We start from the raw sequence: 17343 nt of genomic DNA on the forward strand, positions 1-17343 counted from the left end.
GCGCAGGTCAGATTTATTAGATTCGGGATTATTATAACCGGCTGCCTATCCATTTAGTATATCGATTCGACGTATGACACCCCACTTTTAGACGAACGGCAGGTTTTCCGATGAAATGCACGACTTCGCGCCCGGGAATGTCCCGGATTTACAACCCGGGACTTCTTCTGAATCCCTTATATTTACCTTCTGCTAAACCCAGAGTATGTTCAGGAAAACCGGCCCCGGGATGCTGATTGCTGCTGCCTTCATTGGGCCGGGCACAGTGACCACCTGCCTGCGGGCCGGGGTGGAAATGGGGTATGCGCTCCTTTGGGCACTGCTATTATCCGTTGTGGCAACCATCGTCCTGCAGGAGATGGCCGGGCGCCTGGGCCTCGTTACCCGCCGGGGCCTGCCAACCCTGATCCGCCAGAGAATCCCCATCCCCTGGCTCCGGGTTTCCATGGTCGGGATGATCCTCATCGCAATTGTAGCCGGCAATGCAGCCTATGAGGCCGGTAACATCGCCGGCGGGGTCCTGGGGCTGGAGGCACTGGCTGGTAATTCCCTGGGCGGATTTTACCCGTGGATTTGCGGGGCACTGGCCTTCCTGTTGCTTTGGATGGGTTCCTACCGGGCCCTGGAAAAAGTATTTACTGTGCTGGTATTGCTGATGAGCCTGTCCTTCCTGATCACGGCTGTGGTGGTGCGCCCCGATCCCGGGGCTCTGTTGCGCGGGCTTTTCACGCCGGAGATAGCAGGGGATTCCCTTTTTACGGTTTTGGCACTTATCGGCACCACCGTAGTGCCCTACAACCTGTTCCTGTATACGGCCCTGGTTACGGAAAAATGGAAAGATTCCGACGCACTTGGGGGCATGCGGCGGGATATTTTCTGGTCGGTGGCCATTGGAGGAATAGTATCCATGGCCATCCTGGTCACGGCAGCCGGGTCCGGGATGACCTCCCTGTCTGGGGTTCTCGACCTGACCGAGGCCCTCGAACCGGTCTACGGGAAGGCTGCCCGTTATTGCATGGGCATCGGCCTGTTTGCCGCCGGGCTGAGCTCGGCGATCACAGCCCCCCTGGCCGCAGCCTATGTAGCCCGACAGACATTTGACTGGCCACCCGACAGGGGTGATTGGAGGTTCCGGGGCACCTGGATCCTGGTCCTCCTGTGCGGAGTGCTTTCCCTTTCACTGGATTTCCGGCCGCTTGAGGTGATCTATGTGGCACAGATTGCCAATGCCATCGTCCTTCCTGTAGTAGCCGTATTTCTGTGGTGGATGATCCGGAGCAGGAAGCTGATGGGGGAGGAAAGGAATTCAGCCGCCCGGGACCTGCTGGCCTTCATCGTAATCGGGATTGTCACCTTGCTCGCCGGTAAAACCCTTTTCAGTATAATCCAGTCCCTGTGATGAAGACCTATAACATTGATTTGAATTGCGACGTGGGCGAAGGGGTTGGCAACGAATCCTCCCTGTTTCCACTTATCAGTTCCTGCAATATTGCCTGTGGCGGGCATGCCGGCGACCCGGACACCATGAGGGAAATTGCTGCCCTTGCCGGGCAGTTCGGCATCAGGGCAGGAGCACACCCATCCTATCCGGACCGGGCGCATTTTGGCCGGAAGAGCCTGACGCTTTCCCGGGCTGCGCTCGCCGAAACCATTAGGGAACAGTTGACCCTTATGGATGAGGCAGCCCGGGATGCCGGTGTGGCCTTGCGGCATATCAAGGCCCACGGCGCGCTGTACAACGACATTGCCGGGGACCGCGAACTGGCGGGCGCCTTCCTGGAAATTATCCGGCCCTACAAGCACAACCGGCTTATATATGTCCCTGCCGGGTCGCTAATAGCCCGAATGGCGGTGGAAGAAGGTTTTAAGGTATGGGAAGAGGGCTTTGCAGACCGGGCCTATAACCCGGACGGCAGCCTGGTGTCCAGGTCGGTGGTTGGCGCCTTGCTGACCGACCCCGAAAAAGTGTGCGAACAGGTACGCGGGATGGTGAAAAACGGCACGGTCCGGACGCTGGAGGGAACCGTTATTCCCCTTTCTCCCCAGACCATTTGTGTGCATGGAGATACCCCCGGCGCATTGGAAATATTAACGTATCTTTCCCTTGAATTACCGAAAGAATCAATCCAACTGCTATCGTGAAAGTTCCTCCATTTCAAGTTAAAGCCTTTGGCCCGGAGGCAGTCTTGCTGGAGTGGCCCGCGGCCGTGCGGGAAGATATCCTCACCGAAATCCTTGGTTTCAGGGACTACCTGATCGGAGATTGCCTGGAAGGGACCACCTGGGAACTCGTCGCCATCTACAACAGCCTGATGCTCTATAAAGGTAAGCCCATCGATATGGAACCGTTCGAAAGGCAGCTCAGGGAATGGTTTGATTCCTACCCAGGCCCCGCCACCCTGAGTTTTCAGGAATGGGAATTGCCGGTTTGTTACGAAGGGGAATTTGCCCCGGACCTTGGGGAGGTTGCAGCACGCCTCGGGACAACCGCCGAAGAGGTGGTCCGCAGGCATTGCGGGACTTCCTACCGGGTCTATGGGATTGGGTTTCTGCCCGGTTTCCTCTACCTGGGTGGCGTTCCTGAGAACCTGGAAGTACCCAGGAAGGAAACACCGCGCCTCAAGGTAGCCAAAGGGTCGGTAGGGCTGGCATCCCAGCAAACAGGCATCTACCCGCAGGAATCCCCCGGGGGCTGGAATGTGATCGGGAAGTGCCCGATCCCGCTTTTCGACCCTGTCCGGAAGCCGCCCTGCTTTATTTCCCTGGGTGACAAAGTCCGTTTCCAGGCTGTGAGCGAAGCGGAATTTAACCTGCACCGGATAGAAGCCGAAGTAGGGGTTTACGATTTTAAAAAGAAATACGGGCATGCTAAAGGTTAAGGAACCGGGGTTTTACACAACGGTGCAGGATAGCGGCCGCAAGGGGTACAGGCACCTTGGCGTACCTGTGGCAGGGGCATGTGACAGGATTGCCGCTGGCAGGGTCAACTCCCTCCTTGAAAATGACCCGGGAGCCGCCTTGCTGGAAATGACCATGCAGGGACCAGTCCTTGTTTTTACCGAACCCACCTATATCGCCCTGAGTGGGGCCGATATGGAGGTCACCCTCAACGGCGATGCCCTGGCTATGGAACAGGTACACCGGGTTGCAGCCGGGAGTGAGCTCCGGTGCAGCCGGACCCTGCATGGGTTCCGTACCTATCTCGGCATCAAAGGAGGGTTCCGCACCGAAGAGGTTTTGGGGAGCCGTTCCTATTATCCCCCGGTCACCAAACAGCGGAAACTCATCCCGCTTATGGAGCTCCCCTATGAGCCAACCACCGATTTTGAGCCCAAATTGCTGAAGCTCAGTCCATCCGAATTCTGGAAAGAAGAAAAACTGGAAGCTTATCCAGGTCCGGAATATGACCTCCTGAACCAGAAGCAGCGGGAAATGCTCTATGCCACCCGCTTTACCCTGGGCAAGGAACACGACCGCATGGCCTGCCAGTTGCAGGAACACCTGCCCGGACACCTGATCCGCATGATTACTTCTGCCACATTGCCGGGGACCGTGCAACTCACCCCTGCGGGGCGGCTTATCATCTTGCTGCGCGACGGGCAAACCACCGGTGGGTACCCGAGGGTACTGCAGCTTTCGGATCGGGCAGTCAGCGTCCTGGCCCAAAAGCATACGGCCGACCACGTACGCTTTGTCAGCACGCCTTTTTAGCCCCCATAGCCCGGAAAACGAGGGGATCCGGGGCGATAATTGATCCTTTGCCTGCCTGAAACCCGGTTTTGAATATGGTAATTTTATCCAATTAACTTACTGAAATACAGGGCCTTCAAACATTTACATCCGAAATGAGCCTGTAGCTGGGAGCTGCCATGGCCCGCAAGGCTCTGGCAAAGCCATATCTTTGAATTTGGTAGCAAGCAGTCTGCAGATCCGGCAACGGGCCATTTGCTGAAACCATTTTAGAATTCTATGGAACTGAACAAGTACAGTAAAAATGTAACCCAGGACCCTACCCAACCCGCTGCGCAGGCAATGCTTTACGCTATCGGCCTCACGGAGGAGGACCTGGGCAAACCCCTGATCGGGATCGCCAGTACGGGCTATGAGGGCAACCCCTGCAACATGCACCTGAACACCCTGGCCGAATATGTCAAACGCGGAATCAACGGCTCGGACCTGGTGGGCCTGATCTTCAATACCATTGGGGTCAGCGACGGGATTTCCATGGGGACCTACGGCATGCGGTATTCGCTGCCTTCCAGGGATATCATTGCCGATTCCATGGAGACCGTGGTACAGGCCATGAACTACGACGGCCTGGTCACCGTCGTGGGCTGCGACAAGAATATGCCCGGGGCCCTGATGGCCATGATCCGGCTCAACCGCCCATCCATCATGGTCTACGGTGGGACGATTGCCTCCGGGTGCCTGAACAACCGCAAACTCGATGTCGTTTCCGCCTTTGAGGCCTGGGGCCAGAAAGTAGCCGGGAACATGCAGGAGGAAGAATACAAGCAGGTAATCCAGCACGCCTGTCCGGGGGCCGGGGCATGTGGCGGCATGTATACCGCCAACACCATGGCGTCTGCCATCGAGGCCCTGGGGATGGCCCTGCCGTACAATTCTTCCAACCCCGCAGTTGGCGAGGAAAAGGAAGGGGACTGCGTGCAGGCTGGGAAGGCCCTGCGGACCCTTCTGGAAAAAGATATCAAGCCCCTGGACATCATCAGTAAGAAATCCCTGGAAAATGCCATCCGGCTGGTGGTCCTCATGGGGGGGTCCACCAACGCAGTACTCCATTTCCTGGCAATAGCCAAGGCAGCGCGCGTTTCGTTCACGCTGGACGATTTCCAGCGCATCAGCGATGAGACCCCGTTTCTGGCGGACCTGAAGCCCAGCGGGAAATACCTGATGGAAGATGTGCACCGCGTGGGCGGCGTACCGGCCGTGCTCAAGTTCATGCTCGACGCGGGCATGCTCCACGGCGACTGCCTCACGGTAACAGGGAAAACACTTGCCGAAAACCTCCGGGACGTGCCGTCACTGGCCGAGGGGCAGGATGTGATCCGTCCGATGTCCGACCCCATCAAAAAAACAGGCCACCTGCGGATCCTCTATGGAAACCTCGCACCAACCGGTTCGGTCGCCAAGATCACCGGGAAGGAAGGTTTGCAATTCCAGGGCCCCGCCAAGGTATTTGAAGACGAATTTGCGGCCAACAGGGGGATTGGTGAAGGGAAGGTCTCCAGGGGGGACGTGGTGGTCATCCGCTACGAAGGCCCGCAGGGAGGCCCCGGGATGCCTGAAATGCTCAAGCCTACGAGTGCCATCATGGGAGCAGGGCTCGGCAAGGACGTAGCCCTGATAACGGATGGACGGTTCTCCGGCGGGACCCACGGTTTTGTGGTGGGGCATGTGACCCCGGAAGCCCAGACGGGCGGGCCCATTGCGCTCCTTCGGGATGGGGACGTGATAACCATCGACGCAGAGGCCAATACCCTCTCGGTCGACCTAACCGATGACGAACTGGAATCGCGGCGCAAAGCCTGGAAGGCCCCGGATTTAAAAGTACAGCGCGGCAGCCTGTATAAATATGCAAAAACCGTATCGTCGGCCTCGGAGGGCTGCGTTACCGATGAAATTTGATGAATTTAACCACCTTGCAGGTATGGAACCAGTGAAGGAACTACAAAAGAAAAGCGAAAGCAAAAAAGCCATTCGCATCAGCGGTGCGGAAGCGATCATACACTGCCTCCTGGAGGAGGGAGCCAATCTGATCTACGGATATCCTGGCGGGGCCATCATGCCGGTATATGACGAGTTGTACAAATTCCAGGACCAGCTCCACCACGTACTGACCCGACATGAGCAGGGCGCCATCCATGCGGCCCAGGGATATGCACGCGTCAGCGGGAAGGTTGGTGTGGCCATGGCCACTTCGGGACCCGGAGCCACCAACCTGGTGACCGGCCTGGCAGATGCCCAGATTGACTCTACCCCCCTGGTGTGTATTACCGGCCAGGTGCCTCGCCACCTTCTGGGTTCCGATGCCTTCCAGGAAACGGATATCATCGGGATTTCCACGCCTGTTACCAAGTGGAACTACCAGGTCACCAAAGCCTCGGAGATACCGGAAATTATTGCCAAAGCCTTTTATATCGCCAGAAGCGGCAGGCCCGGCCCGGTACTCGTGGATATTACCAAGAATGCCCAGTTCGACAGCCTTGACTTTACCTATACCCCATGCAAGGGGGTGCGAAGCTATATACCCGTGCCAAAGGCGGACCCCAAGGCACTGCAGCAGGCAGCGGACCTGATCAACCAGGCCAAAAAACCCTATATCGTCTTCGGGCAGGGGGTTATCCTGGGCGAGGCCGAAGCGGAATTAAAGGCATTTGTGGAGAAAACAGGGATCCCGGCCGCCTGGACGATACTGGGCCTTTCGGCCATGGATTCCGACCACCCCCTGAACGTTGGGATGGTTGGGATGCACGGCAACTACGGGCCCAATGTCCTGACCAATGAATGCGACCTGCTCCTGGCCATCGGCATGCGGTTTGACGACCGGGTGACCGGGAACCTGGATACCTATGCTAAACAGGCCAAAATCATCCATATGGAAATCGACCCGGCCGAAGTGGACAAAAACGTAAAAGTGGATGTGGCCCTCCTGGGCGACGCCCGGGAAACCTTATCCCGCCTTCTGCCCCTGTGCGAGGAAAACTCCCATGAAAGCTGGCTGGCGGAATTCCGCGCCAAGGACCGGGAGGAATACGAGGCGGTTATCAAAAATGACCTGCACCCGACCAAGGAAGGCCTGACGATGGGGGAGGTCATCGCCCAGATCAATGAGGCCTCCGGGCATAAAGCGGTGATCGTCACGGATGTCGGCCAGCACCAGATGGTGGCTTGCCGCTATTCGAAATTCCGCCAGAGCAAGAGCAGCATAACTTCAGGGGGGCTCGGGACCATGGGGTTTGCCCTCCCGGCAGCCATCGGGGCCAAGATGGGAGCAATGGACCGGGAAGTCGTGGCCGTCATAGGCGATGGCGGCTACCAGATGACCATTCAGGAGCTCGGCACGATCTTCCAGACAAAGGCCCCGGTTAAAATTGTCGTCCTCAACAACGACTTCCTGGGGATGGTCCGGCAATGGCAGGAATTGTTCTTCGACAAGCGCTATGCATCCACCATCATGACCAACCCGGACTTTGTAAAGATCGCAGAGGGGTACCACATCCGGGCGCGGAGAGTTGATAACCGCGCTGAACTGGCAGGGGCGGTAGCCGAGATGATGGCCAGCGAGGAAGCCTATTTCCTGGAAGTAAAAGTGGAGAAAGAAGACAACGTATTCCCGATGATCCCTTCCGGGGCATCTGTATCGGATATCCGGTTAAAATAATTCAATGCACACTATGGAAAATCAATGGTTCACCATTTCCGTATACTCTGAAAATCACGTAGGCCTGTTGAACAGGATCTCGGGGATATTTTTAAAGAGACACATCAATATAGAAAGTTTAAATGTTTCAAAATCAGAGATAGAGGGGATTTCAAAATTCACGATTGTTGTAAATACGACCGAGAACTGGACCCGGCACATCGTAGCCCAGATCGAGAAGCAGATCGAGGTTATCAAAGCCTTCTACCACACCGATGAGGAAACTATTTACCAGGAATCTGCCTTGTTTAAAATCGCGTCCCACCTGCTTTTTGACGAGCGGCAGATCCAGAATATCATCAAGGAAAGCCATGCCCAGATCGTTACGGTGAGCCGGGACTTCTTTGTGCTGGCCAAAACCGGACGGCGGAGTGAAATCGATGAGATGCACGACCAGCTGGAACCTTTCGGGATCATGCAGTTTGTCCGGTCTGGGCGGATTGCAGTGACCAAGGCGGAAATGCCGATTACGGCACTCCTGGCCGAATTCCAGCAGGCCTGAGCCAAACAGGGGCCCCATCGGATATTCAGGCAGGTAAGGAGTACGTTTTCCCAGCCCCCCGGCAGATATAAACGAACACCACTATTTAAAATTCAGTATACCAGAACACAAACCAATCATGACAAATTACTTCAATACGCTTTCCCTCAGGGAGCAACTGCAACAACTAGGAAAATGCCGGTTTATGGACCCTTCCGAATTCTCGGAAGGAGTATCGGCCCTCAAGGGCAAAAAAATCGTAATTGTGGGATGCGGCGCCCAGGGCCTCAACCAGGGGTTGAATATGCGCGATTCGGGTCTGGATATTGCCTATGCCCTCCGCGAGGGAGCCATCAGGGAAAAACGGGCATCCTACCAGAATGCAACTGAAAACGGTTTTAAGGCGGGGACCTACGAAGAACTCATCCCTTCGGCCGACCTGGTGATCAACCTGACACCCGACAAGCAACATACCCATGTGATCGGTGCGGTTATGCCCCACATGAAGAAAGGGGCCACGCTTTCGTATTCCCACGGGTTCAATATCGTTGAAGAAGGCATGCAGATCCGCAAGGACCTGACGGTGATTATGGTAGCCCCCAAAAGCCCGGGTTCCGAGGTGCGGGAAGAATACAAAAGGGGTTTTGGGGTGCCGACCCTGATTGCCGTGCACCCGGAAAACGACCCGGAAGGCAAAGGGCTTGCCCTGGCAAAAGCCTACGCGGCGGCCACTGGCGGACATAAGGCCGGCGTGCTGGAATCCTCCTTTGTGGCAGAGGTCAAATCGGACCTGATGGGAGAGCAGACCATTCTCTGCGGGCTTTTGCAAACCGGTTCCATCCTTTGTTTCGACAAGATGGTAGCCGGTGGGATCGAACCTGGTTATGCCTCCAAGCTCATCCAGTACGGGTGGGAAACCATTACCGAGGGGCTCAAATACGGCGGGATCACCAATATGATGGACCGTCTGTCCAACCCGGCGAAGATCCGGGCATTTGAGCTTTCCGAAGAACTCAAGGACATCATGCGTCCCCTGTTCCGCAAACATATGGACGATATCATGAGCGGGCATTTCTCCAAAACGATGATGGAAGACTGGGCCAATGACGATAAAAACCTGCTTACCTGGCGGGCGGCCACCGGGGAGACCAATTTTGAAAAAACCCCGGCCGGCAGCGACAAGATCAGCGAACAGGAGTACTACGACAACGGTGTCCTGATGGTGGCCATGGTGCGGGCCGGCGTGGAGCTCGCCTACGAATCCATGACGGAATCCGGTATTATCGGGGAATCTGCCTATTATGAGTCTCTGCATGAAACCCCGCTAATCGCCAACACCATCGCCCGCAAAAAGCTTTTTGAGATGAACCGTGTGATCTCGGACACAGCGGAGTATGGCTGCTACCTCTTTGACCATGCCTGCAAACCACTGCTGAAGGATTTCATGGCAAAAGTAAGCACGGACGTCATTGGCAAATCCTATGGTTCGGGCAAGGACAACGGCGTGGACAATGCCCGCCTGATCGCCGTTAACAAAGCCCTGAGGAGCCACCCGGTAGAGATCGTGGGTGCCCGGCTGCGGGCTTCCATGACCGCCATGAAACCCATTGTTTAACCTATTGCGACCTATGACCACCCAGCCAATCCCCGAAAAATATAAACTAACGGAACCCATTGCCCAAAGGACCTACCTGGTTGGCGGCGAATTGCGCCAGTGGGCTGGGGATGTATCTGAGGTTTATTCCACCATTTCGGAACCGGGTCCCTACCAGCCCACTTTGTTGGGCAGTATCCCTGATATGGGGGAAACCGAGGCCATGCAGGCCCTGGATGCCGCTATGGGCGCCTATGCCAAAGGGCAGGGGGCCTGGCCGACGATGAAGGTCCGCGACCGCATCGAATGCATGGAGAAGTTTGTGAAACAGATGGAGGGCAAACGGGAGCGCATCGTGCAATTGCTCATGTGGGAAATCGGCAAGTCCCTGCCGGATTCCGAAAAGGAATTTGACCGTACCGTTGAATACATATACGACACGATCGAAGAATACCGGGAACTGGACCGGAATTCCGCGAAGTTCGACAAGCACCAGGGGGTTTACGCCCATATCCGGCGGGGGCCACTTGGAGTTGTCCTGTGCCTGGGCCCCTATAACTACCCGCTGAATGAAACCTTTGCATTGCTGATCCCCGCCATCATCATGGGGAATACCACCATCTTTAAGCCGGCCAAGCACGGGGTCCTGCTCATCACCCCCCTGCTGGAGGCCTTTGCAAACAGCTTCCCCAAGGGCGTGGTCAATGTGCTTTTCGGCCGGGGCAGGGCGGTGGCAGCCCCCATTATGAAGACCGGCAAGGTGGATGTACTGGCCTTGATAGGGAACAGCAAATCCGCCAACGCCTTGCAGGAACAGCACCCGAAGAGCAACCGGCTCCGGCTGGTCCTGGGACTGGAGGCGAAAAACCCGGCCATCATCCTGCCGGATGCCGATATGGAACTCAGTATACAGGAATGCCTGGCCGGTACCCTGTCCTTTAACGGCCAGCGGTGTACGGCCCTCAAGGTCGTATATGTGCACGAAGAGGTCCGGGAGGAATTCCTGGGCCGGTTTACGACCGCAGTGGATGCCCTGCCGTTCGGGAACCCTTGGGACCCCGGGGTACAACTTACCCCGCTTCCGGAACCCGGGAAACCCGAATACATCCGGGAACTGATCGATGACGCCCTGTCCAAAGGCGCAAAGATCCTCAATAAGAAGGGGGGGCAGCAGACCGAAAATTATATCTGGCCGGCCGTCCTCTTCCCGGTGACGAAGGACATGCGGGTATACCAGGAAGAACAGTTCGGGCCGGTGATCCCCGTGCTGGAGTTCCGGGAAATCGAGGAACCCCTGGACGATATGGCCGAAAGCAATTACGGACAGCAGGTGAGCCTCTTTGGCAAGGATGTCTACACCCTTGCACCCCTGATCGATACGCTGGCCAACCTGGTTTGCCGCGTGAACCTGAACAGTTCCTGCCAGCGGGGCCCGGATGTGTACCCGTTTACGGGACGGAAGGATTCCGCCCAATCGACCCTCAGCGTTCACGATGCGCTCCGGTCCTTCTCGATCCGCACCTTCGTCGCCTTCAAGGACAACCCCATCAATGTGGAAACCGTTGAGCAATTGCTCGATACCAAAGCATCGAATTTCATCAGCACGGATTACATCCTGTGAGGGAGGGCTCCCAGGTAAAACACATCGCCAATGCCTGAAAAAGGAACACACACCCGGGCTTACATTGCCCTGGCCATGGGCGCCTTTGGCATAGCGCTGACCGAATTCGTGATCATGGGGATCCTTCCCAAGGTGGCCGGTTCCCTTCAGGTGACCATTCCCCAGGCCGGCCACTTCATCGCGGCTTATGCCCTGGGCGTGGTAGTGGGCGCCCCCCTGCTGACCGGGCTTATTTCCCGCTGGCCTTCCCGTCGCTCCCTGCTGGTACTCATGGGTTGGTTTACCATCTTCAATACGCTCTCGGGGTTTGCAGACGGGTATTGGACCATGCTCGCGGTACGGTTCCTCTCCGGCCTGCCCCATGGGGCATTTTTTGGTATTGGCGCCGTGATAGCGGCCCGCCTGGCCCCGGAGGGCAAAGGGGCCCAGGCCATTGCCAAGATGTTTTCCGGGTTTACCATAGCCAACGTAGTCGGCGTGCCCTTTGGCACTTATATCGGAAATACCATGCACTGGAGTGTTTCCTTTGTCCTGGTGGGGGCAGTCGGGGCGTTGACCCTTGCCGCCCTGTTTTTCTGGATGCCGGCGGTGCGGGCGGCAACGGAAGGGGAAACCGGGGTATCCCCCTTAAAAAACAGGAAGTTATGGGCACTGCTGACACTTACGGCTATCGGAACCGGCGGATTTTTTGCGTGGTACAGTTATATCGCCCCCCTGCTGATTGACGTTTCCGGGCATTCGGAGACCACGGTCAGTTATGCGATGATCCTCGCCGGGATCGGGATGGTAGTCGGGAATTTTATCGGGGCCCGGATGGAGGAACTAATGGGGGCGGTCCGTGCCATCTGCGTGGGGATGTCCGGCATGTCCCTGATGCTGCTCCTCAATTCCTACCTCGCGGTTTACCCGATCTGGGTACTGGTCATGTGCTTTGTGGTCGGGCTCGTTACTTTTACGCTGGCCGCACCCATCCAGATAGCGATCATCCAGGCTTCGTTCGGGTCCGAGATGCTGGCTTCTTCCATGAACCAGAGCGCCTTCAATATCGCCAACGCCATCGGCGCCTATGTAGCCGGCCTGCCGATAGCTTTTGGTTACGGGGTGGTATACGCAGGGAGGGTAGGGGCACTGCTCGCAGCTCTCGGGGCCCTGATCGCCCTTTGGATCTACCTGTATGCCCGGAGCAGAAAACGCTACTGACCAGCGGAAACTACCCAATATTCAGCATTTTTTCGGTAGCCTTGATGGCAGAAACGGTCTGGTCGGAATCCAGCCCGCGTGTAGTGAACTCCCGGTTGTCCTGCCGCCAGGTAATCACCGTTTCGCAGAGGGCATCCGAATTGGAGCCTGGGGGGATCCGCACGGCATAGTCGATAAGGTTGGGCAGGGGCTTTTTCAGGGACCGGTATACCTTGCGGAGCGCATTCATAAATGCGTCAAACTGCCCGTCTCCCTGTGCATGCGCCTCGTAATTTTCCCCTTCGATCTCCAGGGCAACCGAGGTTGACGGTTGCAGGCCCTTGGCGTGGGTGAGCACGTAGGAGCGGATAAACACCCGCTGTTGGAGGGACCCGCTCCCCAGCACATCGGAGATGATGTAGGGCAGGTCTTCCCGAGTGACTTTTTCCTTTTTATCCCCGAGTTCGATGATCCGGGCCGTTACCTTGCGGAGTTCCTCTTCGTTGAGGGTCAGGCCGAGCTCCTGCAGGTTTTTCCGGATGTTCGCCTTGCCGGAGGTTTTTCCCAGGGCGTACTTCCGTACCCTGCCGAAACGCTCCGGCATCAGGTCGTTGAAGTACAGGTTTTTCTTGCTGTCGCCGTCGGCGTGGATGCCAGCGGTCTGGGTAAATACGTTATCCCCGACAATGGGTTTGTTGGCCGGGATGCCGATCCCGGTAAAGGCCGAAACCAGCTTGCTCACTTTGTAAAGGGAGGTTTCGTTCACGCCAATGGCTACCTCGGGCATGAAGTCATTGAGCACGGCCACCACACTGGCCAGGGGCGCGTTTCCGGCCCGCTCGCCCATTCCATTGACAGTAAGGTGCAATCCGTGCACCCCGGCACCAACGGCCTCCATGACATTTGCCACACTCAGGTCGTAGTCGTTGTGCCCGTGGAAGTCGAAATGCCCTTTCGGATAGCGGGAGATGATTTCCTTCAGGAATTCTCCGGTTTCGGCAGGGGTCAGGACCCCCAGGGTATCGGGCAACAGGATGCGGTCCACGGGCTGCCCTTCCAGGAAATCCAGGAATTCAAAAACGTATTCCCTGGAATTGCGCATGCCGTTGCTCCAGTCTTCCAGGTAGACATTCGTACGCACCCCCTGTTTCCGGGCCTTCTCAATAACTTTTTCAATATCGCTGAAGTGTTCTTTTGGGGTCTTCTTCAACTGGTACTTCAAGTGGTTGAGCGAACCCTTGGTCAGCAGGTTCTGCACAATGGCACCGGCCTGTTCCATCCATTGGAGGGAGGCCCCGCCGTCCACGAAGGTGAGGACCTCAACCCGGGGCAAGAGATCGTTCTCCCGGGCCCAGGCAGTGATCTGGCGGACGGAGTCAAATTCTCCCTCGGACACGCGCGCAGAAGCCACTTCGATCCGGTCAACCTTCAATTCCTCCAGCAGGAGTTTGGCAAGGGTCAGTTTTTCAGAAGCGGTAAAGGATACCCCCGAGGTTTGTTCCCCGTCCCGGAGGGTGGTATCCATGATCTCGATCCGTCGTTTTTCCATGGGATGTCAGCCGGCAGGTGGTCCGGCGCTTAAAGGGGGGTATCCCCCGCGAATGATTTGATCTCCTCCTTCATATTGAGCAGGTAGTCGATATCGTCAAAGCCGTTCAGCATATTCTGCTTTTTGTACCCGTTGATGTCAAAAGACTCCTTGTCTCCGGTAGGCAGGAGGGTAATGGTTTGTTCCGGCAGGTTTACCTCCAGTTCGGCACCCGGGTCCTTTTCAATGGCCTCGAAGATGCGCTGCAGGAAAGCTGCGCTGACCTGCACGGGCAACACACCCACGTTCAGGCAATTATTCCGGAAAATATCCGCAAAAAAACTCGAGACCACGCAGCGGAAGCCATAATCGTAGACCGCCCAAGCCGCATGCTCGCGGGACGAACCCGACCCGAAGTTCTTGCCCCCCACCAGGATTTTCCCCTGGTAGATCGGGTTGTTCAGGACAAAGTGTTCCTTGGGGGAATTGTCGGGGTTGTAGCGCCAGTCCCGGAACAGGTTGTCGCCAAACCCTTTGCGTTCGGTAGCTTTCAGGAAGCGCGCAGGGATGATCTGGTCCGTGTCGACGTTTTCTATTGGCAGGGGGACTGCCGTACTTTTCAAAACAGTGAATTTGTCGTATGCCATGGGTTGCGTTTCTAGGTTTGCAGTTAGTGGTTGGCTCAGGCGAGTTCGGGTTCCAGGAGTTCCCTGGGATCCGTGACCTTTCCTGTGACGGCGGCCGCAGCAGCCACAAGGGGGCTTGCCAGCAGCGTGCGCGCACCGGGGCCCTGCCGCCCTTCGAAATTCCGGTTGGAGGTACTGACGGCGTATTTCCCTGCGGGGATCTTGTCGTCATTCATCGCCAGGCAGGCCGAGCAGCCAGGCTCGCGCAATTCAAACCCGGCTTCCCGGAGCACATCCAGGATGCCTTCCTCCCGGATGGCGGCCTCTACCTTGTGGGAACCGGGTACGAGCCAGGCAGTCACGTTGTCTGCCTTCTTCCGTCCCTTCACGATTTTGGCAAATGCCCGGAAGTCTTCGATCCGGCCATTGGTGCAGCTGCCAAGGAAAACAAAATCCACCTGCTTCCCAATCATCGCCTCCCCTTCGGCAAAGTTCATGTATTCAAGCGATTTCCGGTAGGTAGCCACCCCGCCTTCCATCGATTCGGCTTTCGGGATGCTCCTCGAGATTCCGACACCCATCCCCGGGTTGGTCCCATAGGTGATCATCGGTTCGATGTCCGCCCCGTTGAAGTTGATTTCCTTGTCAAATACGGCATCGGCGTCTGAATACAGGGTTTTCCAGTACGCCATGGCGGAATCCCAATCGGCACCGCTCGGGGCAAATTCGCGCCCCCGCACGTATTCGAAGGTCTTTTCATCCGGCGACATCATCCCGCCCCGGGCACCCATCTCGATGCTCAGGTTGCAGACGGTCATGCGGCCTTCCATGCTCATATTGCGGAATACCTCGCCGGCGTATTCGACGAAGTAACCGGTAGCCCCGGAGGTCGTGAGCCTGGAAATGATATACAGGGCAACATCTTTTGGGGTTACCGCTTCGTTGAGGCTGCCATTGATGTTGATGCGCATCCGTTTGGGTTTGGGCTGCATGATGCACTGAGTGGCAAGGACCATCTCCACCTCTGAAGTGCCGATTCCGAAGGCAATGGCCCCGAAAGCCCCGTGGGTGGAGGTATGCGAATCCCCGCATACGATGGTGGCACCCGGAACGGTAATCCCGTTCTCAGGGCCGATGACGTGAACGATCCCATTCTTCTCGTGGCCCAGCCCCCAGTACGGGATGCCGTGTTCGCTGGCATTGTTTTCCAGGGCGCGCAATTGGTTGGCGGAAAGCGGATCCTGTACCGGCAGGTGCTGGTTTCGAGTAGGCGTGTTGTGATCTGCGGTTGCGAAGGTCCGTTCCGGGTACAGGACAGGTATCCCGCGGTTTTTCAATCCGAGGAAGGCGACCGGGCTGGTTACTTCGTGGACCAGGTGGCGGTCTATAAACAGGACATCGGGCCCGTTGTCTATTTTGCGGACTACATGGGAGTCCCAGACTTTATCGAAAAGTGTTTTGCTCATAATTCGGGTTACTCGGAAATTTAACAAAAAGCGTGCACGAAGATACGAACATACCGGCCTTTCCGAAAATCGGCTCGCACCAAATTACGATGCCCAAGGAAATTCCTAATAGGAATGGAAGCGCATACAGGCAGTGTAAGGGTAAGGCCCGTCCGGGGTTACCGGAAACAGCGACTTTTTAACAGGCAGGCCTTCTTCTTTAACAATTCACTAACTTATGCTGTATGGACCGGGCACTAAATTCAAGGAATCTAACAGCAAATCAACTAATATTCAAACGGTATGAAACACTTTTATTTCACAATGCGGGGCCTGGCCCTTGCGGTGTTCTCGCTCACAGCTTTGTCGCTTCATGCGCAGCTGGAACTCCCCAGAGGAAGCCAGAAGGCATCGGTTACCCAGCGCGTGGGTATCAGCGATGTGACCATCGATTATTCCCGCCCGCGTGTCAACGACCGCGAAATCTGGGGCGCCCTGGTGCCTTACGGGATGAACAACCTGGGGTTTGGTACGGCCAAGGAATCGCCATGGCGCGCTGGGGCGGATGAAAACACGACCATCACCCTGACCCATAATGCACAGGTGGAAGGCATGGATTTGGCTGCCGGCACCTATGGCCTCCACATGATTATTGAACCGGACAACAGGGCGACCATTATTTTTTCCAAAAAGAACACCGCCTGGGGAAGTTTCTTCTACGACCCGTCACAGGATGCCTTACGAGTGGATGTCCAGATGAAGGAATCCCCGCATACCGAATGGCTGGAATACAGTTTTACGGACCTGTCGGTGAATTCCACTACCGCCAGGTTGCGCTGGGAAGAAAAGGAAATCCCGTTTACAATCGCCTTCAACACCCCTGCAATTGTCCTGGCTAAAATCCGGCAGGACCTGGAAAACGAGGAAGGTTTTTCGCGTCAGTCCTGGGAGCAGGCAGCTAATTATGCCCTTAACAACGGGGGGGACCTGGACGAAGCCCTGGGCTGGATCAATGCAGCCATAGCAGATCAGTTTTTCAGCCAGAAAAACTTCAATAACCTGGTTGTAAAAGCTCAAATTCTTAGGGCACAGAACAAAACGGATGCAGCCGAAGCGATTATCGACGAGGCACTGCCGCTCGGGACCGTTTTCGAGGTGCATACGTATGGCCGGCAATTGATTGCGGCCGGGGCCCCCCAGGAGGCCCTGAAGGTCTTCCAGAAAAATGCCAAACTCCACAAGAATACCTGGCCGGTTGATTTAGGTCTGGCCAGGGGGTACAGCGCCATCGGGGATTATGAGAAAGCACTGAAACACCTTAAAATTGCCCAGGAACGGGCTCCGGATGAACTGAACCAGAACGCCATTGCTGCCAATATAGCCAAAATCGAGGCAGGGGAGGATATAAACTGAAACCGCAGGGGATAC

The 17343-nt window shown here is 56.4% G+C and carries 14 protein-coding genes; 11 read left to right on the forward strand and 3 right to left on the reverse strand.

Annotated elements, in window-relative coordinates:
- Window positions 1-205: 205 nt before the first annotated feature.
- The 10 genes from H7F20_RS14020 to H7F20_RS14065 all read left to right on the forward strand — a co-directional run bounded on the left by H7F20_RS14020 (window position 206) and on the right by H7F20_RS14065 (window position 12337).
- A complete protein-coding gene (locus H7F20_RS14020) occupies window positions 206-1399 on the forward strand; it encodes an Nramp family divalent metal transporter (protein WP_185786789.1) in 1194 nt (397 codons plus the stop codon).
- Window positions 1399-2142 carry a 5-oxoprolinase subunit PxpA gene (gene pxpA / locus H7F20_RS14025; protein ID WP_185786790.1) on the forward strand — a complete coding sequence of 248 codons (744 nt, stop codon included), beginning with the start codon at window positions 1399-1401 and terminating at the stop codon, window positions 2140-2142. Before H7F20_RS14020 ends, pxpA begins: the two co-directional genes overlap by 1 nt.
- Window positions 2139-2879 (forward strand): 5-oxoprolinase subunit PxpB, encoded by a 741-nt coding sequence (gene pxpB / locus H7F20_RS14030; RefSeq protein WP_185786791.1) that lies wholly within the window; start codon window positions 2139-2141, stop codon window positions 2877-2879. Before pxpA ends, pxpB begins: the two co-directional genes overlap by 4 nt.
- Window positions 2866-3711 carry a biotin-dependent carboxyltransferase family protein gene (locus tag H7F20_RS14035; protein ID WP_185786792.1) on the forward strand — a complete coding sequence of 282 codons (846 nt, stop codon included), beginning with the start codon at window positions 2866-2868 and terminating at the stop codon, window positions 3709-3711. The genes pxpB and H7F20_RS14035 overlap by 14 nt, the downstream gene beginning before the upstream one ends.
- Before the next feature lie 258 nt (window positions 3712-3969).
- Entirely contained in the window at window positions 3970-5646 is a 1677-nt protein-coding gene (gene ilvD / locus H7F20_RS14040) for a dihydroxy-acid dehydratase (protein ID WP_185786793.1), read from the forward strand.
- Between the two features lie 22 nt (window positions 5647-5668).
- Window positions 5669-7402 carry a biosynthetic-type acetolactate synthase large subunit gene (gene ilvB, locus H7F20_RS14045; RefSeq protein WP_185786794.1) on the forward strand — a complete coding sequence of 578 codons (1734 nt, stop codon included), beginning with the start codon at window positions 5669-5671 and terminating at the stop codon, window positions 7400-7402.
- A gap of 13 nt (window positions 7403-7415) precedes the next feature.
- Entirely contained in the window at window positions 7416-7943 is a 528-nt protein-coding gene (ilvN, locus tag H7F20_RS14050) for an acetolactate synthase small subunit (protein WP_185786795.1), read from the forward strand.
- Between the two features lie 118 nt (window positions 7944-8061).
- Window positions 8062-9537, forward strand: coding sequence for a ketol-acid reductoisomerase (gene ilvC, locus H7F20_RS14055; RefSeq protein ID WP_185786796.1), 1476 nt, complete (start codon window positions 8062-8064; stop codon window positions 9535-9537).
- 13 nt (window positions 9538-9550) lie between these two features.
- A complete protein-coding gene (locus H7F20_RS14060; protein ID WP_185786797.1) occupies window positions 9551-11137 on the forward strand; it encodes an NADP-dependent glyceraldehyde-3-phosphate dehydrogenase in 1587 nt (528 codons plus the stop codon).
- A 30-nt stretch (window positions 11138-11167) separates the two neighbouring features.
- Window positions 11168-12337 carry an MFS transporter gene (locus H7F20_RS14065; protein ID WP_185786798.1) on the forward strand — a complete coding sequence of 390 codons (1170 nt, stop codon included), beginning with the start codon at window positions 11168-11170 and terminating at the stop codon, window positions 12335-12337.
- Between the two features lie 10 nt (window positions 12338-12347).
- Here H7F20_RS14065 and H7F20_RS14070 read toward each other — a convergent pair whose 3' ends face one another.
- The 3 genes from H7F20_RS14070 to leuC are packed head-to-tail and all read right to left on the reverse strand — an operon-like array spanning window position 12348 to window position 15936.
- Window positions 12348-13865: an alpha-isopropylmalate synthase regulatory domain-containing protein gene (locus H7F20_RS14070; protein WP_185786799.1), complete on the reverse strand. Its 1518-nt coding sequence runs from the start codon at window positions 13863-13865 to the stop codon at window positions 12348-12350.
- A 29-nt stretch (window positions 13866-13894) separates the two neighbouring features.
- A complete protein-coding gene (leuD, locus tag H7F20_RS14075) occupies window positions 13895-14491 on the reverse strand; it encodes a 3-isopropylmalate dehydratase small subunit (protein ID WP_185786800.1) in 597 nt (198 codons plus the stop codon).
- A 35-nt stretch (window positions 14492-14526) separates the two neighbouring features.
- Window positions 14527-15936 carry a 3-isopropylmalate dehydratase large subunit gene (gene leuC, locus H7F20_RS14080; RefSeq protein ID WP_185786801.1) on the reverse strand — a complete coding sequence of 470 codons (1410 nt, stop codon included), beginning with the start codon at window positions 15934-15936 and terminating at the stop codon, window positions 14527-14529.
- A gap of 282 nt (window positions 15937-16218) precedes the next feature.
- On the opposite strand from leuC, the gene H7F20_RS14085 reads away from it, so the two are divergent.
- A complete protein-coding gene (locus tag H7F20_RS14085; RefSeq protein ID WP_185786802.1) occupies window positions 16219-17328 on the forward strand; it encodes a DUF2911 domain-containing protein in 1110 nt (369 codons plus the stop codon).
- Window positions 17329-17343: the final 15 nt, after the last annotated feature.

The sequence above is a fragment of the Robiginitalea sp. SC105 genome, assembly GCF_014243345.1.
Taxonomy (GTDB): Bacteria; Bacteroidota; Bacteroidia; order Flavobacteriales; family Flavobacteriaceae; genus Robiginitalea.

Coding starts and splice junctions, on each gene's coding strand:
- H7F20_RS14020 (WP_185786789.1), top strand. CDS start 206: ATGTTCAGGAAAACCGGCCCCGGGATGCTGATTGCTGCTGCCTTCATT.
- pxpA (WP_185786790.1), top strand. CDS start 1,399: ATGAAGACCTATAACATTGATTTGAATTGCGACGTGGGCGAAGGGGTT.
- H7F20_RS14035 (WP_185786792.1), top strand. CDS start 2,866: ATGCTAAAGGTTAAGGAACCGGGGTTTTACACAACGGTGCAGGATAGC.
- ilvD (WP_185786793.1), top strand. CDS start 3,970: ATGGAACTGAACAAGTACAGTAAAAATGTAACCCAGGACCCTACCCAA.
- ilvB (WP_185786794.1), top strand. CDS start 5,669: ATGGAACCAGTGAAGGAACTACAAAAGAAAAGCGAAAGCAAAAAAGCC.
- ilvN (WP_185786795.1), top strand. CDS start 7,416: ATGGAAAATCAATGGTTCACCATTTCCGTATACTCTGAAAATCACGTA.
- ilvC (WP_185786796.1), top strand. CDS start 8,062: ATGACAAATTACTTCAATACGCTTTCCCTCAGGGAGCAACTGCAACAA.
- H7F20_RS14060 (WP_185786797.1), top strand. CDS start 9,551: ATGACCACCCAGCCAATCCCCGAAAAATATAAACTAACGGAACCCATT.
- H7F20_RS14065 (WP_185786798.1), top strand. CDS start 11,168: ATGCCTGAAAAAGGAACACACACCCGGGCTTACATTGCCCTGGCCATG.
- H7F20_RS14070 (WP_185786799.1), bottom strand. CDS start 13,865: ATGGAAAAACGACGGATCGAGATCATGGATACCACCCTCCGGGACGGG.
- leuD (WP_185786800.1), bottom strand. CDS start 14,491: ATGGCATACGACAAATTCACTGTTTTGAAAAGTACGGCAGTCCCCCTG.
- leuC (WP_185786801.1), bottom strand. CDS start 15,936: ATGAGCAAAACACTTTTCGATAAAGTCTGGGACTCCCATGTAGTCCGC.
- H7F20_RS14085 (WP_185786802.1), top strand. CDS start 16,219: ATGAAACACTTTTATTTCACAATGCGGGGCCTGGCCCTTGCGGTGTTC.